The organism is Myxococcales bacterium, from assembly GCA_012517325.1.
Taxonomy (GTDB): domain Bacteria; phylum Lernaellota; class Lernaellaia; order Lernaellales; family Lernaellaceae; genus JAAYVF01.
The window spans coordinates 38455-59057 of the sequence record JAAYVF010000130.1 but is presented as its reverse complement, the minus strand read 5'-3'; the positions used below and the strand labels follow the sequence as shown (position 1 = coordinate 59057).

Genomic DNA, 20603 nt, shown 5'->3' with positions numbered 1-20603 from the left:
CCGATCGGTCAGCGAATAAAAAAAGGGCGGCCCGCCGGGTCGCCCTTTCGATTATCCGACCTTTTGCTTAGATTTTCCGGCCCATCTTTTCCAATGCCGCGCGCACTTCCTCGACACTAGCCCCGTCTTCCAGGGTCGAAACGTCACCTAGGGATTTTTCCTCGCAAAGGGCGCGCAACACGCGCCGCATCACCTTGCCGGAGCGCGTTTTCGGCAGCATGGCCACGACTTCCAGGGTCTTGGGCGTCGCGATGGCGCCGATGCGGTCGCGGATGGAATTGACTAGTTCCTGGCGCACGGCGTCGCTGAATTCCACTCCTTGCTTGAGCACTACGAAGGCGGCGATGGCCTGGCCCTTGAGTTCGTCGGCGATGCCGATGGCCGAGGCCTCGGCGACTTTCGGGTGCTCGGAAAGCACTTCCTCGACCTCGCGGGTGCCCAGGCGGTGGCCGGCGACGTTGATGACCTCGTCGGCGCGTCCCAGCATCCAGAAGTAGCCGTCGGCGTCTTTGATGGAAAAATCGCCGCTGTAGTAGAGCAGGGGCGCGGATTTGTCGAATTTCTCGAAGTAGGTGTTTTTGTAAAGCTCGTCGTCGCCCCAGATGGTCAGCAGGGCGCCCGGCGCCAGCGGCGGCCGCGCGACCAGTACGCCGCGTTCGCCCGGCGGCACCGCCTGGCCCTTGTCGTCCACCACGTCCAGGTTCCAGCCCATCGCGGGCTTGGTCGGCGAACCCGGCTTGATCGGCAGAGTCTCGATGCCCATGTGGTTGGTCAGGATCGCCCAGCCGCTCTCGGTCTGCCAATAATGGTCGATGATCGGCTTTTTCAGCGCCTCGTTGGCCCACTGATAGGTCGATTCGTCGAGCGGTTCGCCGGCGAGAAAGACGTGGCGCAGCGAACCGAGGTCGTGTTCCTGCATCCAGTGCGAGGGGAACTTACGCAGGATACGCATCGCGGTCGGCGCGGAAAAGACCACCGTGACGCCGTATTTCTCGATGACTTCCCACCAGATACCGGGAGTCGGGCTGTCGGGCGTGCCTTCGAAAAGCAGCGTCGGGATGCCGGCCAGCAGCGGCCCGTAGATGATGTAGCTGTGCCCGACGACCCAGCCGATGTCGGAGGTCGACCAATACACGTCGTGGGGGCCGCAGCCGTAGATTTGCGACATCGAGGCGTGGATGGCGACCATATAGCCGCCGGTGTCGCGCAGCACGCCCTTCGGCTTGCCGGTGGTGCCGGAGGTGTAAAGGATATAGCTCGGGTCGGACGATTTCATCCGCTCGGGCTCGACGGCGGCGGTGCCGATTTTCGCCATTTCCTCGTGCCAGAGCAGATCCCGGCCTTCCACCTTGTTCCAGGCGTCCAAGCCGCGATCCAGGACGATGACCCGCGGCACGTTCACCTGGGCCAGCGACAGCGCCTGGTCGACGATTTTCTTCAGCGGCACCGGTTTGCCCTTGCGGCGGCTCGCCTCGGCGCAGATAACCATTTTCGGCTGGCAGTCGTCGATGCGGTTGGCCAGCGAATCGGCCGAGAAGCCGGCGAAGACCACGCCGTGGATCGCGCCGATGCGCGCGCAGGCCAGCACCGCCACGAGCGCCTCGGGCACCATCGGCATGTAGATGATGACGCGGTCGCCTTTGCCGATGCCCTGGCTTTTCAACACCGCGGCGAAGCGGTTGACCAGCCGGTACAGCTCGAAAAAGCTGATGACGCGGCTTTGCCCGGTTTCCGGGCTTTCCCAGATGATGGCCACCTTGTTGCGGCCGGCGCCCAGCGCGTGGCGGTCCACCGCGTTGTAGCACAGGTTGGTTTCGCCGCCCGCGAACCAGCGATAGAACGGCGGGTTGGAATCGTCCAGCACCTTGTCCCATTTTTTGTACCAGAACAGTTTTTCGGCTTCCCGGCCCCAGAAAACGTCCGGGTGTTCGATCGACTCGCGATGCATGTCCGCATACTTGGCGCTCATCCTGCCGTCCTTTCCCTCATTTTTCGCGATTTGGTTGCAATCCAGGAATATGCTCTTTTGTGCAGTTTTTTTTGCCGAGATGCAAGAGGCGGGGTTCTGGCGGGCCGCATCTTTGGTTACAATCTCTCCCTGATCCATCGACGACAAGGAGTGAAGAAATGGACTTTCTGGAACTGGCGCACCGGCGGCGGAGCGTCCGCAAATTTGCCGACCGGCCGATCGAGCCGGAAAAATTCCAACGCTTGCAGGTGGTGGCGGAGGCGGCGCAGCAAGCCTACGGCGCGACCGCGGGCGCGCTGTACATCGCCGCCGACCCGGTCTTGGCCGACCGGCTGCGTGGGGCGATCGTCTCGGGCTGGCAGGGCAAGATCAACCTCTGGTTGTACGTCACGCCGGTCCCGGCGTTTCTGGTCATGCTGGTGAAGAGCCCCGCCGATTCGGCCGAAGCCGACCGGCCGCTGTCGCTGGGCCCCATCTCGATGGTAATGGAATCCGTGGTCCTGGCGGCGGCGGAAATGGATTTGGGAACCTGTTGGATCGCCGGATTCAATCCCGACGGCGTCGGCAAGCTGCTCCATCTGCCGCCCGACTGGCGACCGTGTATCGTCTCACCGCTCGGCTACCCGACCGAAAAGGGCCGGCTGGAAATGGTCAGCCGCACCTTTGCGCAAGCCGACCGGCGCAAACCGCTGGAGGAAATTTTCGAGTGGAAAGGAGGCCGGTCATGAGCGCCGCATTGCTGGTCGAGCGGTTGCTGCCGGTTGAGCGCGTCACTTCGTTTCAAAGCGCCGCGGTCGGGGACGAGGTCCTTTTAGGTCTGCTCCAAACGGCCCGGCTGGCGCCTTCGGCCAACAACAAGCAGATCTGGTGGTTCTCCCTGATTCGCGAAGCCGCCTTGATCGCCGCGGCGGCCCAACGGGCCGGTCTGACTGAATGCGCGGCGGCTCCGGTGTTGATCGCGGCGCAGGCGGCGCCGGGATGGATCAAGCGTTTGCACAAGGAACAGCCGTTCTTCATGATCGACGTGCCGATCGCGATGAGCCATTTGTCGCTGGCGGCGCGGGAAAAGGATCTGGCGATCGAGTGGGTTTTTCCGCCGGAGGAGCGCGGTTTCCAGGACTTGCTCGGCCTGGAACAAGGCAAGCGGCTGGTGGCGCTCGGTTATTGCGGCCGGCCGGCGGGCACCGCTCCCCGGCCGGATGTGCCCAAACGCGTTTTCACGAATGAGATCGAACTTTGACCAGCCATCGCCCACCGGTTAAACCGGCCATGAAACGACCGTTGGTTTTCGGGGAAGTGCTGTTCGACGTTTTCTCCGACGGGCGGGAAATTCTTGGCGGCGCGCCGTTCAACGTCGCCTGGCATTTGCAGGGCTTCGGTTGCTCGCCGTTGATGATCAGCCGCGTCGGACGCGACGTCCGGGGCGAAAAAATCCTCGCCCGGATGCGGGACTGGGGAATGGACCTGGCCGGCCTGCGGATCGATGCCGATCATCCGACCGGAATCGTGCGGGTCAGTTTGCGGGATGGCCAGCCGACTTACGACATCCTTCCCGAACAGGCCTATGATTACATCGATACCCCCGAGCTCGGCCGTTTGCCGGATGACGCCCTGCTGATTCACGGGACGCTGGCCGCGCGGTCGCCGGTTGCCGCGCGCGCGCTGACGCAAATCGCCGGGCAATACGATTGGCCCGTGTTTCTCGATGTCAATCTGCGCGCGCCATGGTGGCGGCGCGACGCCGTGGAAACGCTGATGAAACGGGCCCGCTGGCTCAAACTCAACGCGGACGAATTGCGGCTGTTGGCGGGCGGTTCGCCCGACGCGGCGCTGGATTTGCTTCAGGCGACCGGCGCCGAATGGGCTCTGGTCACCGCGGGCGAAAAAGGCGCGCAATTGTGGCACCGTTCCGGCAATCGCATTGCGGTCGCCTCCTGCAAAGCGGACTCGTTCATCGACGCGGTCGGCGCCGGCGACGCCTTCTGCTCGGTGGTCGTGTTGGGTCTGTTGGCCGGTTGGCCTTCTGATATCGCCCTGTCCCGCGCCGCGCGGTTCGCCGGCGAAATCTGCGGGATTCCGGGCGCGACGACCGAAAACCGTGGCTTGTACGATCGATTCCGGGATGAATGGGGGCTGGCATGAAAAAGCGGATGTTGTTGGTCGGCTGTCTGGCATTGCTGGTGATCGCGGCCTGCCAGGTCGAGGTCGGGCCGGGCGATCGCGCCTGGAACGATTGGGTCGCGCCGTACCGCCACGACCTGGACGTCGGCGGCTACCGGTTGCACTACATCGACCTCGGGCAGGGCGAGCCGATCCTGCTGATTCACGGCTTCGCCGATTCGACCTACACGTTCCATGAAAACGTCAAACCGCTGCTGGCCGCGGGCTATCGGGTGATTCTGGTGGACCAGCCGGGGTTGGGCCGTTCGGAAGTGCCGCCGCCGTACTTCGTCTATTCCATCGAAAACATCGCGGGCGAGATCGTCAAATTCGCCGACCGCCTTTCCCTGCAAAGCTTCATCGTCGGCGGCAGTTCCATGGGCGGCGGCATTTCGTTCTACCTGGCCCTGAACTATCCCGAGTGCGTCCGCAAGGTCATCGCGCTGGACCCGGTCACCTATCACATCGACCGGCAGGGCTGGATGCCGCTGGCGGCGCGGACCGGCTTGAATCGGGTCGGCGCGAAATTCGCCAACCGCGAAGCGGTGCGCTTTATCTTGCGGGATGTCTGTTTTAATGACCGCCTGGTGAACGACGCCATGGTGGACGAATACGCACGGCCGATCAACAAACCGGGATTCACCGACGCGCTGGCCAAGTTGACCACGCAGTATTTTTCACCGGAATTCGACAACATGACGCGCCGTTATCCGCAACTTCGGCAGCCGGTCCTGGCGATCTGGGGCGAACAGGATCACTGGGTGTCGCCGGCCCAAGGCAAACAACTGGTGCTCGCGGCGCCGCACGTCCGTTTGCGGTACATTCCCGAATGCGGCCATCTGTCGCAACAGGAGCGGCCGGAGCTGGTCAATCCGGAGATCCTGCGTTTTCTGAACGGCGTCCAGCGCTGACCGGCCGATCGCGCGGCGGCGCTCGCCCTGATTCCTTGACGGCCGAAGCGCCGGTCGGTTAACCTCGCACCCGGTCGGACCGATCGCGAGTGCGGTGGAGAGGCGGTTTTCATGAGCGCGACTCCCTGGTGGAAAAGCGGGATCATTTACCAGATTTACGTGCGCAGTTTCGCCGACGGCAACGGCGACGGCATCGGCGATCTGCCGGGCATCATCGAACACCTCGATTACCTGAACGACGGCACGCCGAACTCGTTGGGCGTCGACGCGATCTGGCTGACGCCGTTCTATCAAAGTCCCGACCGCGATTTCGGCTACGACGTCGCCGATTACCGGAGCGTCCACCCGCAGCACGGCACCCTGGCCGATTTTGACCACCTGCTCGCCGAGGCGCACCGCCGCGGCATCAAGATCATCCTCGACTTCGTGCCCAACCACACCTCGGACGAGCATCCGTGGTTTCGCGAATCGCGTTCCAGCCGCGACAACCCGAAACGCGACTGGTACATCTGGGCCGACGGCAAGAACGGCGGCCCGCCCAACAACTGGGCGGCGGCGCCCGGCGGTCCGGCGTGGAAGTACGATCCGCCGACGGGGCAGTGGTTCTACCACGCCTTTTTTGATTTCCAACCGGACCTGAACTGGCGCAATCCGGCGGTGCGGCAGGCCGTGCTGGACGATATCCGCTTCTGGCTCGACCGCGGCGTCGACGGCTTCCGGCTCGACCTGATCAATTACCTGCTGGAAGACGAGCAGTTGCGCGACAATCATTTCAGCCTGGCCGGCTGGTACATGGGCAAGACACAGGACGTCGCGCAGACGCGCGATCTGCCCGAGACCCACGAGGTGTTAAAAGAATTCCGGAAGCTGCTCGACGAGTACCCCGACCGGATGATGGTCGGCGAAATCGTTTCCTTCCCGTGGGAGGATTCGCAGGCCGCGACGTACACGAACGACCGCGAACTCCACCTGGCTTTCAATATGGAATTTCTCGCCGTGGCCCGGTTCCGCGCCGATTCGTTCCGCCGCGTGGTCGAAAAATTCGAGGGCCGCTGTCCGGCCGACGGCTGGCCGGCCTACGTGCTTTCCAACCACGATGTGCCGCGGCACATCGGCCGCCTGGGCGGGTACGCGATTTACGGGCATCGCCCCTACGCGATGGACCGCGGCAAACTGTGCGCCGCGCTGCTGCTCACCTTGCGGGGGACGCCGTTTCTGTATTACGGCGAGGAAATCGGCATGACCAACCGTTGGTTCCCGCGCCGGCTCATTCGGGATCCGATGGGCAAAAAGGTCTGGCCGCTCTATCAGGGCCGCGATTCCAGCCGGACGCCGATGTTGTGGAAAGGCGGGCCGGGCGCCGGGTTCACGACGGGCGAGCCCTGGCTGCCGCTCGACCCGGAGGCCGAATTGCTTTGCGTGCAAAACGCGGCCAAGGTGCCGCGTTCGCTGCTCAATTTCTACAAACGATTGAGCTGGCTGCGTAAACAAAAGCCGGCGTTGCAGCACGGTTCGTTCGAGGCGCTGGGCTTGCCCGATCCGCATGTGTTCGCGTTTCGGCGGCGCGCCGGAAAACAGGCGATCACGGTGCTGCTCAATTTCGCCGACCGCGAAAAGATCTCGCCGGTTGCGGTTAACGGCGCGGTTCTGGTCAGCACGTTCGAGCGGCCGGAGAAGATATCCGGCCACGTCAAATTGATCCCGTACGAAGTGCTGATGATCGAAGAGGAATAACCCGGAGTATCGCTTGGCGCGCGCGGAAGAAATTCAGGTCGACCACGTTTATCGCAGCAAACCGCTGGCCGACGGCGGCCGGCAGGACGTGCTCGCCGATTTTTCGTTGACCGTGCCCGCCGGCCAGACGATCGGCGTCATCGGCCGCAGCGGCGGCGGCAAATCCACCTTTCTGCGCTTGCTCAACCGGCTGGAAGACCCCGATCGCGGCGAAATCCGTTACGGCGGCCGCGACACGCGCCGGCTCGAGGTCACTGAATTTCGCCGTCAGGTGACGCTGGTCAATCAGCGCAGCGTGATTTTCCCCGGCACGGTGCTGGAAAACGTGTTGTTGCCCGATACGCTGACCGGGCGCGGCGCCGGCTCCCGCGAACGCGCCATGGAGATGCTGCGGCTCGTGCGCCTGCCGGCCGAAACCTTCAACCGGGACGCGGCGGCGTTGTCGGTCGGCCAGCAGATCCGCGTCCAACTGGCGCGGGTGCTGTACCTCGACCCGGCGGTGCTGCTGCTGGACGAGAGCACAGCCAATCTGGACCCGAAGGTGGCGGGGGAAATCCTCGACGAGTTGCACCGTCTCGCGGGGGACGGCGGCCTGACGATCCTGCACGTTTCGCACGAGCCCGACAAATTGCGGCGCTGCGCGCGCCTGATTCTGATCGAGAACGGCCGGGTAGCGGCCGACGGCAATCCCGCGGCGATTCTGGACGATCCGCGCGGGCCCGCGTCCGGCATCCTGGCAAACCACGAGGATTAACGGCGGCATGAACAGCACAATCCTGAACATCACTTACCTGGATCTGCTGTTCTGCGCCCTGATGATGCTGATTCCCTATCTCGTCAGCCGCTTCCTGTCGCTGGCGTTGGAAACCGACCTGCTGGTCGGGACTGTCCGCGTTTTTCTGCAACTGTGGCTGGTCGGCTACATCCTGCATTGGGTGTTTTCCCTGCAATCGGCGTTGCCCGTTTTCGCGGTCCTGGTGGTCATGACCGTCATTGCCGGGTACAACGCCGCCAAGCGCGCCGACATGCCGCGTGTCCGGGTGATCGTGATGGCGACGGGCGTCATCGGCCTGGCGGCGGTCGTCCTTTCGGCCTACGTGTTCTACCTGATTCTCGGTATTTCGCCGTATTACAACCCGGCCTACGTCATTCCGATCATGGGCATGGCGCTCAACGGCGCGATGAACGCGGTTTCGGTGGGGGCGCGCGCGGTGCACACGGGCATGCGCGACGGGCGGGAACGGATCGAGGCCGCGCTGTCGATCGGCGCCACGAGCTGGCAGGCCAGCGGCGCCATCGTGCGCCAGGCGCTGAAGCAGGCCATGGTGCCGACCATCAACGGCCTGATGACCGCCGGGATCGTGCAGCTACCCGGCATGATGACCGGCCAAATCATCAGCGGCGTTTCGCCGTTGCTGGCGATTCGCTACCAAGTGGTCATTTTTTACCTGCTGACCAGCGTCACCGCCATCGCCGCCATCGGCGGCACGCTGATCCTTTCGCGCGGGTATTTTTCGCGCGATCACCAGCTTCTGTAAGCCGAAACGATTCCGCTTTCCCGCCGGTTTTGCCTTGTCGGTTCGGCGCCGATCGGGTAGGATCGCCAAAACGCGAACGGACGGACGAGTGCGCATTCTGCTCACCAACGACGACGGCATCGACGCCAAGGGATTGGCGGCGCTGGCGGAGGCGATGCGAGCCTTCGGCGAGATCATCGTGGTCGCGCCGGACGGCAACCGCAGCACCTGCGCGCACAGTCTGACGCTGGAACGGCCGCTCCGGGTGGCGCCGACGAAGGCCGATTGGTTCGCCTGCGACGGCACCCCGGCGGATTGCGTGCACCTGGCGCTCAACGGCCTGCTGCGCGAACGCCGGCCGGAACTGGTCATCAGCGGCATCAACCAGGGCGGCAACCTCGGCCAGGACCTGACTTACAGCGGCACCGTCATGGCCGCGCTCGAAGCAGTGCTGATCGGCGTGCCCGCGTTTGCCATCAGCGTGGATGCGCGCGACAATTTCGACTTCGGCGGCGCGACGGCGATCGCCGCGCGCGTCGCGGCCGGCATCATCCGCCACGGCTTGCCGGCGGGGACGCTGTTGAACGTCAACGTGCCCAACGGGCCGGCGGCAGCGCTCAAGGGACTGCGCGTCACCCGGCAGGGCAAGCGGGTTTACGGCGACGAAATCCAGGAGCGCGTTGACCCGCGCGGGAAAACATATTACTGGATCGCCGGACAGGAACTCGGGTTCGAGGAAATCGAGGGCAGCGACATGGTGGCGGTGCGCGAAGGCTACGCCTCGCTGACGCCGATCAGTTGCGACATGACCAATCACTCGTTTTTGCAGGAGTTGGCCGACCGCCCATGGTAAAGGAAGAGTGGAGCAACGAACGAATGGCCATGGCGCGCGCCGACATGGTCGATCGGCAATTGCGCAAGCGCGGCATCACGGACGAACGCGTGCTGAAGGTCATGGGCGAACTGCCCCGCGAACGGTTCATCCCCGAAAAATCCTGGCCGGAGGCCTACGCCGACCGCGCCTTGCCCATCGCCGCCGGCCAGACCATCAGCCAGCCGCTGATTGTCGCCATGATGACCGAGGCGCTGGAACTGAAAAGCACCGACAAAGTCCTGGAAATCGGCACCGGCTCGGGTTACCAGGCGGCGATCCTGGCCCGGCTGGCCGACAAGGTGCTCACCGTCGAGCGGCTGCGCGAACTGGGCCGCGCCGCGGAAAAACTCTTCGAGGAACTGAAACTTTTCAATATCCTGGTGCGGATCAGCGACGGCACGCACGGCTGGAAGGAAGAGGCGCCGTACGACGCCATCATCGTCACCGCCGGCGCGCCCGACGCCCCGAAACAATACCTCGACCAGCTCGCGGTCGGCGGCCGGCTGGTGATCCCGATCGGCGACCGCCACACGCAGACGCTGTTCCGCTTTCTCAAAGAGCACAAGCGGATCGTGAAGGAAAATTACGGCCCCTGCCGATTCGTGCCTCTGGTGGGCCACTTCGGCTGGGAGGAGTGAGCCGGATATGAACGCGCCGCGCCCGGTAGTCAAAGCCCATTCCCGGCGAAACCAGATCGCGGTGATCGGTCTGGCGGCCTGCGATCCGGTCAACCGGGAACTGGCCGTCCGCGTCGGGCGGGAGATCGCCCGCGGGGGCGCGACGCTGCTGTCGGGCGGCATGGGCGGCGTCATGGAGGCCGCCAGCCTGGGCGCCCGGGAAGCGGGTGGCTTGGTGATCGGCATTCTGCCGCTGGGCGAACGCCATACCGGCAACGCTTACCTGGACGTGGAAATCGTCACCAACCTGGGCCACGCGCGCAACGTCGTGCTGGCCCACAGCGCCGACGCCTTGATCGCGGTTTGCGGCGGTTACGGCACGCTTTCGGAAATCGCCGTTGCCTTGAAACTCGGCAAGCCCGTCGTCGGTCTCAATTCCTGGACCATCGACGGCATGTTGCAGGCCGAGAATCCGGAGCAAGCCGTGCAACTGGCGATGGCGCGCATTCACCCGACGGGGAGGCAACCATGAACCGAACCTTGTCCCTCGGGATCGCGGTTCTCCTTTGGCTGGCGCTGTCCGGCTGCGCCTATTACCACGTGATTCAGCCGGGCGACACGCTGTACGGCCTGAGCAAGGAATACGGGGTGTCGGTGCAGGAAATCCAGCGCAACAATCCGGGCGTCGATCCCTACAACCTCGAAATCGGCCAGCAGGTCAAAATCCCGCGCTTGCCCAACCAGAAAGTCGCCGACTACGCGGGACGGACCGATACCAAGCCGGCCGCCAAGAAACCCGAGAAAAAGGCCGCCGAACCGAAGAAGAACCCGCCGCCCGAGGCGACGCCGCAACCCAAGGTCGACAAGCCGAAAAAGGAAGAGATCCAACCCAAGGAACCGCCGCGCAGCACCGCGACCGTCAATACCGAGAAGCTCCAGTTCATCTGGCCGGTACAGGGCGGGCAGGTGCTCGAGCGATTCGGCGAAACGACCGACGACGTGGCCTCGCACGGCGTGGAAATCGGCGCGCCGGAGGGGACGGCGATCGTCGCGGTGGCCGACGGCAAGGTCATTTTGTCGTCCGATGAATTCAAGGGATACGGCAACATGGTGGTCGTCCGCCACGAGAACAACTTCTTTTCCATTTACGCGTGCAACAAAAAGAACCTGGTGAAAAAAGGCGACACCGTGCGGCAGGGCCAGAAGATCGCCGAGGTCGGCCAGACCGGCCGGGCCGCGCAGCCGCTGGTGCAATTCCAGGTGCGCATCGGCTCCAAAGCCGTGGATCCACTGAAATACCTGCCGAAGCGTTGAGCGCGACGGACCGAGGGGAGAAATGCGATGAATCCGCAACAACTGGCGGCCTTGATCCGCGACGTGCCGGATTTTCCCAAGCCCGGCATCCTGTTCAAAGACATCACGACGCTCATCGCCGACCCGGCCGGGTTCAAGACGACGGTCGACGTGTTCGTCGAGCGCTACCGGAAGCAAAAAATCGACAAGATCCTGGGCATCGAATCGCGCGGGTTCATTTTCGGCGGCGCGGTCGCCTACGCGCTGGGTTGCGGTTTTCAGGTAGTGCGCAAGCCCGGCAAGCTGCCTTATAAAACCAAAAGTGCGACCTACCAGCTCGAATACGGCTCCGACCAGCTGGAAATCCACGAGGACGCGGTGCGCCCCGGGGAGCGGGTCGTGCTGTTGGACGACCTGCTGGCCACCGGCGGCACGATGAACGCGGTGGCCGGCCTGGTGCGCGATTTGGGAGCTGTGGTCGTCGAATGCGCGTTCGTGATCGAACTCGAATTCCTCAAGGGGCGCGAAAAACTTGGCGACTGGCCGGTCTTCAGCCTTGTCCGCTTCTGACGCTCTCCGGGTTTGCGAAACCTTTCGCAGCCTCGCCGGCGAGACGACCCGCCAGGGTCTGCCCGCCTGGTTCATCCGGCTCACCGGCTGCAATTTGCGTTGTCTCTGGTGCGACAGCGGATACGCCTGGGAAGAGGGCGAATCCCGCTTGATCGCCTCGCTGCTGTCCGAGGCCGACGCGCAGGACACGGACCTGATCGTGGTCACGGGCGGCGAACCGCTGAACCAGCCCCTGGCCGGCGAATTGATTGCGGCGTTGGCCGAACGCGGCAAAACGGTGTTGGTGGAAACCAACGGCACCCGACCGATCGATTCGCTGGATCCGCGTGCCGTGCGCATCGTGGACGTCAAACCGCCCTCCGCCCGGGCGGCCGAGCCTTTTCTGCTCGCCAACCTGAATCACCTCCGGCCGGTCGACGAACTGAAGTTTCTCGTCGCCGACCACCCGGATTTCGATTTTGCCGTCGATTTCATCCGTGCCAACCGGCTGGCCGGGCGTTGTCCGCTGCTCTTGTCGCCGGTTTTCGGCCGGCTCGACCCCGCCGAATTGGCGGAGTGGGTGCTGGCGTCGCGGTTGTCGTTGCGGTTGCAGCTCCAGTTGCACAAAATCCTCTGGAATCCGCAAGATCGGCGGCGAGAGGAGGGCGGCGCGTTGCTTTTCGCCGGGCGGCGTGATAGCTTTTCGATCCAACAGGCTGTTGAAAAAGGTCGTCCTGGCCTTTTTCAACCACGCTCAACAAAAAGCGTGGTTTTTGTTTCGCTTCATTTTCGGCAACTTCGGAAGTTAGCGAAAATGGCGATCCATCCATGGATCGCACGCCGGGTGTTTTTCAACACCCTGCTAGTAAAATCCCACCGCAAGGGAGCGAATGACGATGAGGCTGGTGATCGCTTGCGACCATGGCGGATTGGCCCTGAAAAATACCCTCAAGGAAATGCTGGCCGGCTCCGGTCATGAACTGCTCGATATCGGTACGCACACCGAGGAAAGCGTGGATTATCCCGATTTCGGCAAGCTGGCGGCCGAGATGGTTGCCGGCGGCGAGGTCGAACGCGGCATCCTGATTTGCGGCACCGGCATTGGCATGAGCATCACCGCCAACAAGGTCAGGGGCATTCGCGCGGCGCTGTGCACCAACGAATTCATGGCCAAAATGGCGCGCCGGCACAACGACGCCAATATGCTGGTGCTGGGCGGACGCGTGCTCGGCGACGAACTGGCGAAAGAGATCGTCGCGGCGTTTCTGGCCACCGGCTTCGACGGCGGCCGGCACGAAAAACGATTGCAAAAGATCGCCGCGCTGGAAAAGTAGGATGTCCCGCCCGATCGACGCGGCGGCGCGGTCTAACCGAGCGTAAGGAGACAGGCGATGCGTTGTCCCTATTGCGGTTCCGATCAGAGCAAGGTGATGGACTCCCGTTTTCGCAAGGAGGGCAACGTCATTCGGCGGCGGCGCGAGTGCCTGAAGTGCGAACGCCGCTTCACGACCTACGAGCGCATCGAGGAAATCCTGCCCCACGTGGTGAAGAAGGACGGCCGGCGCGAGCCGTTCGACCGCCAGAAAATCTACGCCGGCATCAGCCGGGCCTGCGAAAAACTTTCAGTTTCGATCGACCAGATGGAAGACCTGGTCAGCGAGGTCGAACGTCATTTTTCCGAACAGGGCGATCGGGAAATTTCCAGCCGCGACATCGGCGAATACGTCGTTTCGCGGTTGAAGTACCTGCACCCGGTCGCGTACGTCCGGTTCGCCTCGGTCTATCGTTCTTTTAAAGATGTCGATGCCTTCATGGCGGAGTTGAAAGAGATACTGGATGAACGGAAATCAAGCGGCGCTTGACCCCGAACCAGGCCGACAAATCATGCGCCGGGCCTTGCGCCTGGCCGTTCGCGGGCATGGCTGGACCAACCCGAATCCAATGGTCGGCGCCGTCCTCGTGCGCGACGGCCGAATCATCGGCGAAGGCTATCACACCGCCGTCGGCAACCCGCACGCCGAACGGGAAGCCCTGGCCGATTGCCGCCGGCGCGGCGAAAATCCGGCCGGCGCCACTCTGTACGTCAATCTCGAGCCCTGCAATCACCAGGGCCGCACGCCCCCTTGCACCGAAGCGATCATCGAAAGCCGACTCGCCCGGGTGATCATCGCCCATCAAGACCCCAATCCGCTCGTCAACGGCAGCGGCATCCGCCGCCTTGAATCAGCGGGAATCCCGGTTGAAAGCGGAGTTCTGGCGAAGGAAGCCATCGCGCTCAACGAGGGTTATTGCCGGTACATTTGCGCCGGGCGGCCCTTCGTCACGCTCAAGGCCGCGACCACCCTGGACGGCCGCATCGCCACCGCCAGCGGACATAGCCAATGGGTCAGCGGGCCGGCCGCGCTCCGGTTCGCCCACTGGCTGCGCCACGTCAACGACGCCATTCTGGTCGGGGTCGACACCGTGATCGCCGACGATCCGCAACTGACCTGCCGGTTGCCGGATTTCTTCCCCCACCGGCAGCCTTTGCGGGTGATTCTCGATTCCCGCCTGCGGATTCCGCCCGCCGCCAAGGTCGTCAGCGGAAAGCTGCCCGGACAGACGCTGGTGGCCGTCACCGACCGGGCGCCGCGGGAAAAAATCGACCGCCTTGCCAAGCCGGGCGTAATAGTGGATATATTCCCCGCCGACGCCGACGGCCGGGTGGACATCGCGGCGGTGCTCCAAGCACTGCATCGCCGCCAGATCGCCGCCTTGCTGGTGGAGGGCGGAGGGCACGTCCACGCCTCTTTTCTCCAGCTCCGGCTGGCGGATAAATTGAATCTGGTGCTCGCGCCCAAGCTGGTCGGCGGCCGCGACGCCAAATCGTGGATCGCCGGCGAACTGGCGGCGACCATGGATCAAGCCCTGCGCCTGAAGGATTTTCATACGCGGCGGCTGGGCGTTGATCTGCTGGTGGAAAGCCACCTCGAGGAAGTAGGCGAGTGTTTACTGGTTTGATCGAATCCATCGGCCTGTTGGAAGGCACCGAGCGCCGGGGCGCGAACCTGGCGTTTCGCCTGCGGGCGACGCCGGCCTTGCCGGACCTGCAGATCGGCGAATCGATCGCGGTCGACGGCTATTGTCTGACCGTGACCGGCGGTGACGGCGCCCGCTTGCTGGCCGATGTCAGCCCGGAGACCCTGGCGCGGACGACGGCCGGGCAGCGGCGTCCCGGCGATCGGCTGAACCTGGAACGTGCCCTGCGCCTGGGCGACCGCCTGGGCGGCCATCTGGTGGCCGGGCACGTCGACGGCATCGGCACGGTCCGGCAGGTCGCCGAACAGGGCGGCTTCGTCGTGCTGCGGATCGAAGCGCCGGCCGAGATCCTGCGCTATTGCGTGTCCAAAGGCTCGATCGCGGTGGACGGAGTCAGTCTGACGATCAACCAGGTGGACGCGCAAGGTTTTGAATTGGGAATTATTCCGCATACTTGGGAATCGACCGCCCTGTCGGGGCGGCGTTCGGGCGATGCGGTGAATCTGGAAACGGATCTGCTCGGAAAATACGTGGAACGTTTTCTCCTGCAACGGTTTCCAACGGGGAAACAGCCGCCGGAATCCAAGTTGACCGAGGAATTTCTGGCCGAACACGGTTTTCTGAACAGCGGGAAGTAGAACATCATGCCATTTGCCAAAATACCGGAAGTCATTGAAGCGATCCGCCAGGGGAAAATGATCATTCTCGTCGACGACGAGGACCGCGAAAACGAAGGCGATTTGTGCCTGGCGGCCGAGAAAGTGTCGCCGGAAGCCGTCAACTTCATGGTCAAAAACGCCCGCGGCCTGGTCTGCCTGACGATGACCGAGGAACGGGCCGACGAACTGCAACTGTTTCCGATGGTCAGCGACAACACCAGCCGCTTCGGTACCGCGTTCACCGTCAGCATCGAAGCGCGGCACGGCGTCACCACCGGCATCTCGGCGCACGACCGCGCCACGACGATCCGCACGGCCGTCGATCCCAAAACCCAACCGGCCGACCTGGCCCGTCCCGGCCACGTGTTTCCGCTGCGCGCCCGAAGGGGCGGCGTGTTGCGCCGCACCGGCCAGACCGAGGGCAGCGTCGATCTGATGCGGATGGCCGGCCTGACGCCGATGGCGGTGATTTGCGAGGTTATGAAGGACGACGGCACCATGGCGCGGTTGCCCGACCTGCGCAAATTCGCCGCCGAGCACGAGCTGCTGATCTGTTCCATCGCCGACATCATCGAATACCGGATGAAGAACGAAATCCACGTGCGCTGCATCGCCGAGGCCCACCTGCCGACCAAGTGGGGCGGCGAGTTCATCGCCAAGGTTTTCGTCTCGGACGTCGAGGAAGGCCAGCACGAGCACGTGGCGCTGATCAAGGGAGACGTGGCGGGCGACGATCCCGTTCTGGTCCGGGTGCACTCGAGCTGCCTGACGGGCGACGTGTTCGGCTCGTTCCGCTGCGATTGCGGCGATCAGTTGCACAAAGCCATGCACATGATCGAAAAATCGGGCAAAGGCGTGCTATTGTACATGAACCAGGAAGGCCGCGGCATCGGGTTGGGCAACAAGATCAAGGCCTATGCCCTGCAGGAAAAAGGCATGGACACCGTCGAGGCCAATATCAGCCTGGGCTTCAAGCCCGATTTGCGCGATTATGGCGTCGGCGCCCAGATCCTTGTGTCCCTGGGCATTAAGAAGATAAACTTGTTGACCAACAACCCGAAGAAGATGATCGGCCTGTCGGGTTTCGGACTCAATATCCTGGAACGAATCCCGATCGAAGTGCCGTATCGGCGGGAAAACATCGCGTACATGCGCACCAAGAAGGAAAAACTGGGTCACCAGTTGGAAAACCTGGACCCCTGCTGCGAGGATTCCGACCATGAAGCAAATTGAGGGAAAGATCGTCGCCAAAGGCTTTCGCTTCGCCATCGTGGTGTCGCGTTGGAACAGCTTCGTGACCAGCAAGCTGCTCGACGGCGCGGTGGACGCGATCGTCCGGCACGACGGCGACAAGGAAGCCATCACCGTCGTCTGGGTTCCGGGTTCGTTCGAGATCCCGGCGGTAGCCCGGCAACTGGCGCTTTCCGGCAAATACGACGCGGTGATCGCGCTGGGCGCGGTGATCCGCGGCGGCACGCCGCACTTCGAGTACATCGCCGCCGAGGTCAGCAAGGGCATCGCGCAGGCGGCGCTGGAGGCCAAGGTGCCGATCAGTTTCGGCGTGCTGACCACCGACACGCTCGAGCAAGCCATCGAGCGGGCGGGCAGCAAGGCGGGCAACAAAGGGGCGGAAGCGGCATTGTCCGCGTTGGAAATGATCAGCGTTTACGAGCAGATTAAATAGAACATCATGGGCAATCGGCATAAAGCGCGCGAATTTACGCTTCAGATTCTTTATCAGCATGACGCGGTGGAAACGCCGATCGAACTGGTGCTCGACCTGTTCTGGCGCGACATCCAGGTGCCGCCGGAGGTGCGGGAGTTTTCCGATCGCCTCGTGTACGGCGTGCTGGCGAACCAGAAGCAGATCGACGACCTGCTGGCGCAGTACAGCGAGAACTGGACGCTGGATCGCATGACCGGCGTGGACCGCAATATTTTGCGCGTGGCGACGTTCGAGATCCTGCACTGCCCGGAAATACCGAAGAACGTCACGATCAACGAGGCAGTGGAGATCGGCAAACGGTTCGGCACGGAGGATTCCGGCGCGTTCATCAACGGGATCATCGATAAAATCGCGCGGGACTTCAAAGGACAAGAGGAACCCGAGGGGCAATGAAACTTCGCGGCACGAGCCAGGATATCGATCAGGTCCCCGCCGAGGCGATGGTGCTGTCCTTTTTTCAGGACGAGCGGCCGCTCAAGGGGCCGACCGGGCTGACCGATTGGCGGATGTGCGGCCGGTTTTCCAAGCTGATCATGCGCCGGTTCATCGATGGCCGCCTGGGCGAACCGCTGCTGATGCCGGCCAGTCACCAACTGCCGGTGAAGATGATCCTGCTTTTCGGATTGGGAGCACGCGAGAAGTTCAATCTCGAGCAATACCGGAATATCGTGCAGGAAATCTGCGACGTGCTGCGGCGCCTGCAAGTGACCCAGTTCAGCCTGGCGCTGCCCGGAATCGCCTTATCCAATCTGGAACCGGCCGAAGCCGCCGAAATCCTCGGCAAGACGGTGCCGAGCCGTTTCGGCCCGGACCATCGCCTGTTGGAAAAACTGGAAGTGACGGTGGTGGCCGACCGCAACCAGTTGAAGAGCATCAATCCGGTTCTGGCTCGCCTCGAACGCAGTTTTCGCTGAGGACGGATCGTGAAAATTTTTCTTTTTGATATCGACGGCACTATCATGCTTTCAGGCGGCGCCGGCCTGCGCGCCATGGAGCGGGCGTTCGAGGAACGCTACCGGATTCCCAATTCGTTCGCCGAGTTCCACTTTCAGGGCAAGGTCGATCCGGCGATTTTCCGTGAGGCGCTGGTCAAGCACAACCTGCCGGTCGCCGATCCGGACCAGGAAATCCGCGCGCTGATCACCAAGTACGAGCAGTACATCGCCGAGGAAATGCCGCGCAGCACCAAGGCGATTCTCTATCCCGGCGTGAAGGAACTGATCCTGGCGCTGACGGGATGCCCCGGCGTTTCCATCGGCCTTTTGACCGGCAACGTGATCGGCGGCGCGCGGGCGAAGCTGTCGCACTTCGACCTGTGGCGCTATTTCCCCTACGGCGCTTTCGGCAGCGACGAGGAAATCCGCTCGCGCCTCGTGCCGATCGCCCTTGAACGCGCCTCCCGCCACCTCGGCACGGTGGTTCGGCCCGGCCGGGATGTATATATTATCGGCGATACCGACCGCGATATCGCCACGGCCAAGGACAACGGGTGCACCGCGGTGGGCGTCGGTACCTTGAATTTCAGCGCCGCGCGCCTGGCCGAACTGGGCGCCGATATCGTGTTCGAAAATTTCGCCGATACCAAACGGGTATTGCAAACCTTGGGAGTCGCCGATGAACGAACGGATCGCGCACTATCTGAAAATCCTCGATTTCCTGCGTGAAGTCGGGGAAATCACCCCGGACACCTACCACAACGCCAGCACCTGGCTCACCGATCCGGAATACGAGGAATTTCAAGCCGGCGTCCTCGACCTCATCCGCCCGACGCCGCTGATCGATGCGTTCTACCAGATCATTCCCTTCGGCACCGGCGGCCGGCGCGGCACCGTGGGCGTCGGCGCGAATCGCATGAACGCGCGCACGGTCGGCGAATCGGCGGCGGGCGTTGCCGCCTACATCAAAAGCCTCGACCGCGACGGCTCGCTCGCCCGGCGCGGCGTCGTGGTGGCGCACGACGTGCGCCTGTCGTCCCCCGAATTCACCCGCATCACCGCCGAGGTCATCGCCGCGGCGGGCATCAAGGTCTACCTCTTCGACGGGCCGCGCACCACGCCGCTGCTGTCGTTCGCCGTGCGCTTGTTGAAAACCATCGCCGGCGTCGTGGTCACCGCCAGCCACAACCCGCCGCAGGACAACGGCTTCAAAGCCTACTGGGAAGACGGCGGGCAGGTGGTGGCGCCGCACGACAAGGCGATTCTCGAGATGGTCCGCCAGGTGAAAAAACTCGATCGCCTCGATCTGGATCAGGCCAAGGCCGCCGGGCTGGTCGAGGTGCTCGACGACCGCGTCGACCGCGCCTATCTCGAGATGATCCGGCGCGACGCGATTTTCTGCGACGAACGCGCCGCGACCCTTGTCTATTCGCCGCTGCACGGGGCCGGGTTCACCAACGTGCCGCCGGCCCTGAAAGCCGCCGGGTTCGACGCCGTGCAAATGCCCGAGGCGCAGACCGTCCCCGACGGCCGCTTTCCGACGGTGGTCAACAACTATCCGAACCCCGAGGTGCCGGCGGCGATGGACGCGGCGGTACAACTGGGCCGCCGGATCGAGGCGGACCTGGTGATGGCGAGCGACCCGGACGCCGACCGCCTCGGCATCTTCGTGCCGAAGCCCGACGGCACATTTGCCTATTTGACCGGCAACCAGTTCCAGGCGGTGATGCTGGAATTCATTCTGGCCCGGCGGCAGGAACAAGGCCGTTTGCCGGCCGACGCTTACGTACTGACCACGCTGGTCACCACGAAGCTGCTGCGCGCTATCGCCGAAAAGTTCGGCGTGGAAATCGTCGATCACCTGCTGGTGGGCTTCAAGAACATCGCGGCCGTCATCCACGAGCGCGAGGAAAAAGGGCAGCCGCCCCATTCGCTGGTTTTCGCCTGCGAGGAATCCATCGGTTACATGGTGAGCCCCGAGGTGCGCGACAAGGACAGCGGCGCGGCGGCGGTCACGGCGGCGCAGATGGCCGCCTACTACAAGGCGCGCGGCGAATCGCTGTGGGAGCGCCTGCAGCGGGTCTACGCCACGTACGGCTACTTTTCGGACACGTCGTTTTCGGTGTTTCTCGAGGGCGAGGCGGGCGCCGAAAAGATGCGCAAATTGATGGACGCGTTGCGCGACCGGCCGCCGGCGGCGATCGCCGGCTTGTCCGTCACGGCGGTGATCGACCGGCAGCGGGACACCGAGTGGCGGGCGGCGACCGGCGAGAAAAAATCCCTCGGCCTCGACCGGAGCAACGTCCTGGTTTTCGTGCTCGGCGACAGCGGCCTGGACGCCGTCACCGTCCGCCCCTCAGGCACCGAACCGAAGATCAAGCACTACATCGCCTACCACGGCGATTACGCCCAGCGTGACGCCGTCGACGAAAAAGCCGCCGCCATCGCCGCCGACATCAAGCGGATCGAGAACGAGATCTTGGCGAAAATATAGAATGTAATTCACTTTTTTGATAACTTGCCAACCGTCGAAATAGCAAATGAGTTAATCGAATAAATTTCATTGACATCATGGGTGTTATGAAATAAAAATACCGCAACCACGCCATTGATTTTACATTTCATTTAAAAAAGCCAACAA

The 20603-nt window shown here is 63.3% G+C and carries 24 protein-coding genes; 23 read left to right on the top strand and 1 reads right to left on the bottom strand.

Going from position 1 to position 20603, the window contains the following annotated elements; translation table 11 throughout:
* Positions 1-67: 67 nt before the first annotated feature.
* Positions 68-2107 (bottom strand): acetate--CoA ligase, encoded by a 2040-nt coding sequence (acs, locus tag GX444_21105; GenBank protein NLH51083.1) that lies wholly within the window; start codon positions 2105-2107, stop codon positions 68-70.
* Positions 2108-2127: 20 nt separating this feature from the next.
* On the opposite strand from acs, the gene GX444_21100 reads away from it, so the two are divergent.
* The 23 genes from GX444_21100 (at position 2128) to GX444_20990 (ending at position 20456) form a co-directional block, all read left to right on the top strand.
* On the top strand, positions 2128-2697 hold the full coding sequence (locus tag GX444_21100) for a hypothetical protein (GenBank protein ID NLH51082.1): 570 nt from the start codon (positions 2128-2130) through the stop codon (positions 2695-2697).
* Complete coding sequence (locus tag GX444_21095) at positions 2694-3209, top strand: hypothetical protein (protein ID NLH51081.1); 516 nt, start codon at positions 2694-2696, stop codon at positions 3207-3209. Before GX444_21100 ends, GX444_21095 begins: the two co-directional genes overlap by 4 nt.
* Positions 3210-3238: 29 nt before the next feature.
* A complete protein-coding gene (locus GX444_21090) occupies positions 3239-4111 on the top strand; it encodes a carbohydrate kinase (protein ID NLH51080.1) in 873 nt (290 codons plus the stop codon).
* Positions 4108-5040: an alpha/beta hydrolase gene (locus GX444_21085; GenBank protein NLH51079.1), complete on the top strand. Its 933-nt coding sequence runs from the start codon at positions 4108-4110 to the stop codon at positions 5038-5040. Before GX444_21090 ends, GX444_21085 begins: the two co-directional genes overlap by 4 nt.
* Before the next feature lie 111 nt (positions 5041-5151).
* Positions 5152-6774: an alpha-glucosidase gene (locus GX444_21080; GenBank protein NLH51078.1), complete on the top strand. Its 1623-nt coding sequence runs from the start codon at positions 5152-5154 to the stop codon at positions 6772-6774.
* A 13-nt stretch (positions 6775-6787) separates the two neighbouring features.
* Positions 6788-7528, top strand: coding sequence for an amino acid ABC transporter ATP-binding protein (locus tag GX444_21075; protein NLH51077.1), 741 nt, complete (start codon positions 6788-6790; stop codon positions 7526-7528).
* 7 nt (positions 7529-7535) lie between these two features.
* Positions 7536-8312: an iron export ABC transporter permease subunit FetB gene (fetB, locus tag GX444_21070; GenBank protein NLH51076.1), complete on the top strand. Its 777-nt coding sequence runs from the start codon at positions 7536-7538 to the stop codon at positions 8310-8312.
* Between the two features lie 88 nt (positions 8313-8400).
* Positions 8401-9144, top strand: a complete 744-nt coding sequence (surE, locus tag GX444_21065; GenBank protein NLH51075.1) for a 5'/3'-nucleotidase SurE — start codon at positions 8401-8403, stop codon at positions 9142-9144.
* Positions 9145-9167: 23 nt separating this feature from the next.
* Positions 9168-9803 (top strand): protein-L-isoaspartate(D-aspartate) O-methyltransferase, encoded by a 636-nt coding sequence (locus tag GX444_21060; protein ID NLH51074.1) that lies wholly within the window; start codon positions 9168-9170, stop codon positions 9801-9803.
* Between the two features lie 7 nt (positions 9804-9810).
* Positions 9811-10314, top strand: a complete 504-nt coding sequence (locus GX444_21055) for a TIGR00725 family protein (protein NLH51073.1) — start codon at positions 9811-9813, stop codon at positions 10312-10314.
* Positions 10311-11096, top strand: a complete 786-nt coding sequence (locus tag GX444_21050) for a M23 family metallopeptidase (protein NLH51072.1) — start codon at positions 10311-10313, stop codon at positions 11094-11096. The genes GX444_21055 and GX444_21050 overlap by 4 nt, the downstream gene beginning before the upstream one ends.
* 27 nt (positions 11097-11123) lie before the next feature.
* Complete coding sequence (locus GX444_21045) at positions 11124-11645, top strand: adenine phosphoribosyltransferase (GenBank protein NLH51071.1); 522 nt, start codon at positions 11124-11126, stop codon at positions 11643-11645.
* The gene (locus GX444_21040; protein ID NLH51070.1) at positions 11632-12603 is read left to right on the top strand and encodes a radical SAM protein; all 972 of its coding nucleotides are present in this window, start codon (positions 11632-11634) and stop codon (positions 12601-12603) included. The genes GX444_21045 and GX444_21040 overlap by 14 nt, the downstream gene beginning before the upstream one ends.
* Positions 12521-12958: a ribose 5-phosphate isomerase B gene (rpiB, locus tag GX444_21035; protein NLH51069.1), complete on the top strand. Its 438-nt coding sequence runs from the start codon at positions 12521-12523 to the stop codon at positions 12956-12958. The genes GX444_21040 and rpiB overlap by 83 nt, the downstream gene beginning before the upstream one ends.
* Positions 12959-13015: 57 nt before the next feature.
* Complete coding sequence (nrdR, locus tag GX444_21030; GenBank protein NLH51068.1) at positions 13016-13486, top strand: transcriptional repressor NrdR; 471 nt, start codon at positions 13016-13018, stop codon at positions 13484-13486.
* Positions 13487-13508: 22 nt separating this feature from the next.
* On the top strand, positions 13509-14624 hold the full coding sequence (ribD, locus tag GX444_21025) for a bifunctional diaminohydroxyphosphoribosylaminopyrimidine deaminase/5-amino-6-(5-phosphoribosylamino)uracil reductase RibD (GenBank protein NLH51067.1): 1116 nt from the start codon (positions 13509-13511) through the stop codon (positions 14622-14624).
* Entirely contained in the window at positions 14609-15280 is a 672-nt protein-coding gene (locus GX444_21020; GenBank protein ID NLH51066.1) for a riboflavin synthase, read from the top strand. The genes ribD and GX444_21020 overlap by 16 nt, the downstream gene beginning before the upstream one ends.
* Positions 15281-15286: 6 nt before the next feature.
* Positions 15287-16534 (top strand): bifunctional 3,4-dihydroxy-2-butanone-4-phosphate synthase/GTP cyclohydrolase II, encoded by a 1248-nt coding sequence (locus tag GX444_21015; GenBank protein ID NLH51065.1) that lies wholly within the window; start codon positions 15287-15289, stop codon positions 16532-16534.
* Positions 16521-16985, top strand: a complete 465-nt coding sequence (locus tag GX444_21010; GenBank protein NLH51064.1) for a 6,7-dimethyl-8-ribityllumazine synthase — start codon at positions 16521-16523, stop codon at positions 16983-16985. Before GX444_21015 ends, GX444_21010 begins: the two co-directional genes overlap by 14 nt.
* Before the next feature lie 6 nt (positions 16986-16991).
* Entirely contained in the window at positions 16992-17420 is a 429-nt protein-coding gene (gene nusB / locus GX444_21005) for a transcription antitermination factor NusB (protein ID NLH51063.1), read from the top strand.
* Complete coding sequence (locus tag GX444_21000) at positions 17417-17941, top strand: hypothetical protein (protein ID NLH51062.1); 525 nt, start codon at positions 17417-17419, stop codon at positions 17939-17941. The genes nusB and GX444_21000 overlap by 4 nt, the downstream gene beginning before the upstream one ends.
* Positions 17942-17950: 9 nt before the next feature.
* On the top strand, positions 17951-18691 hold the full coding sequence (locus tag GX444_20995; protein NLH51061.1) for an HAD hydrolase-like protein: 741 nt from the start codon (positions 17951-17953) through the stop codon (positions 18689-18691).
* A complete protein-coding gene (locus GX444_20990) occupies positions 18642-20456 on the top strand; it encodes a phospho-sugar mutase (GenBank protein NLH51060.1) in 1815 nt (604 codons plus the stop codon). Before GX444_20995 ends, GX444_20990 begins: the two co-directional genes overlap by 50 nt.
* The last annotated feature ends 147 nt before the right edge of the window (positions 20457-20603 follow it).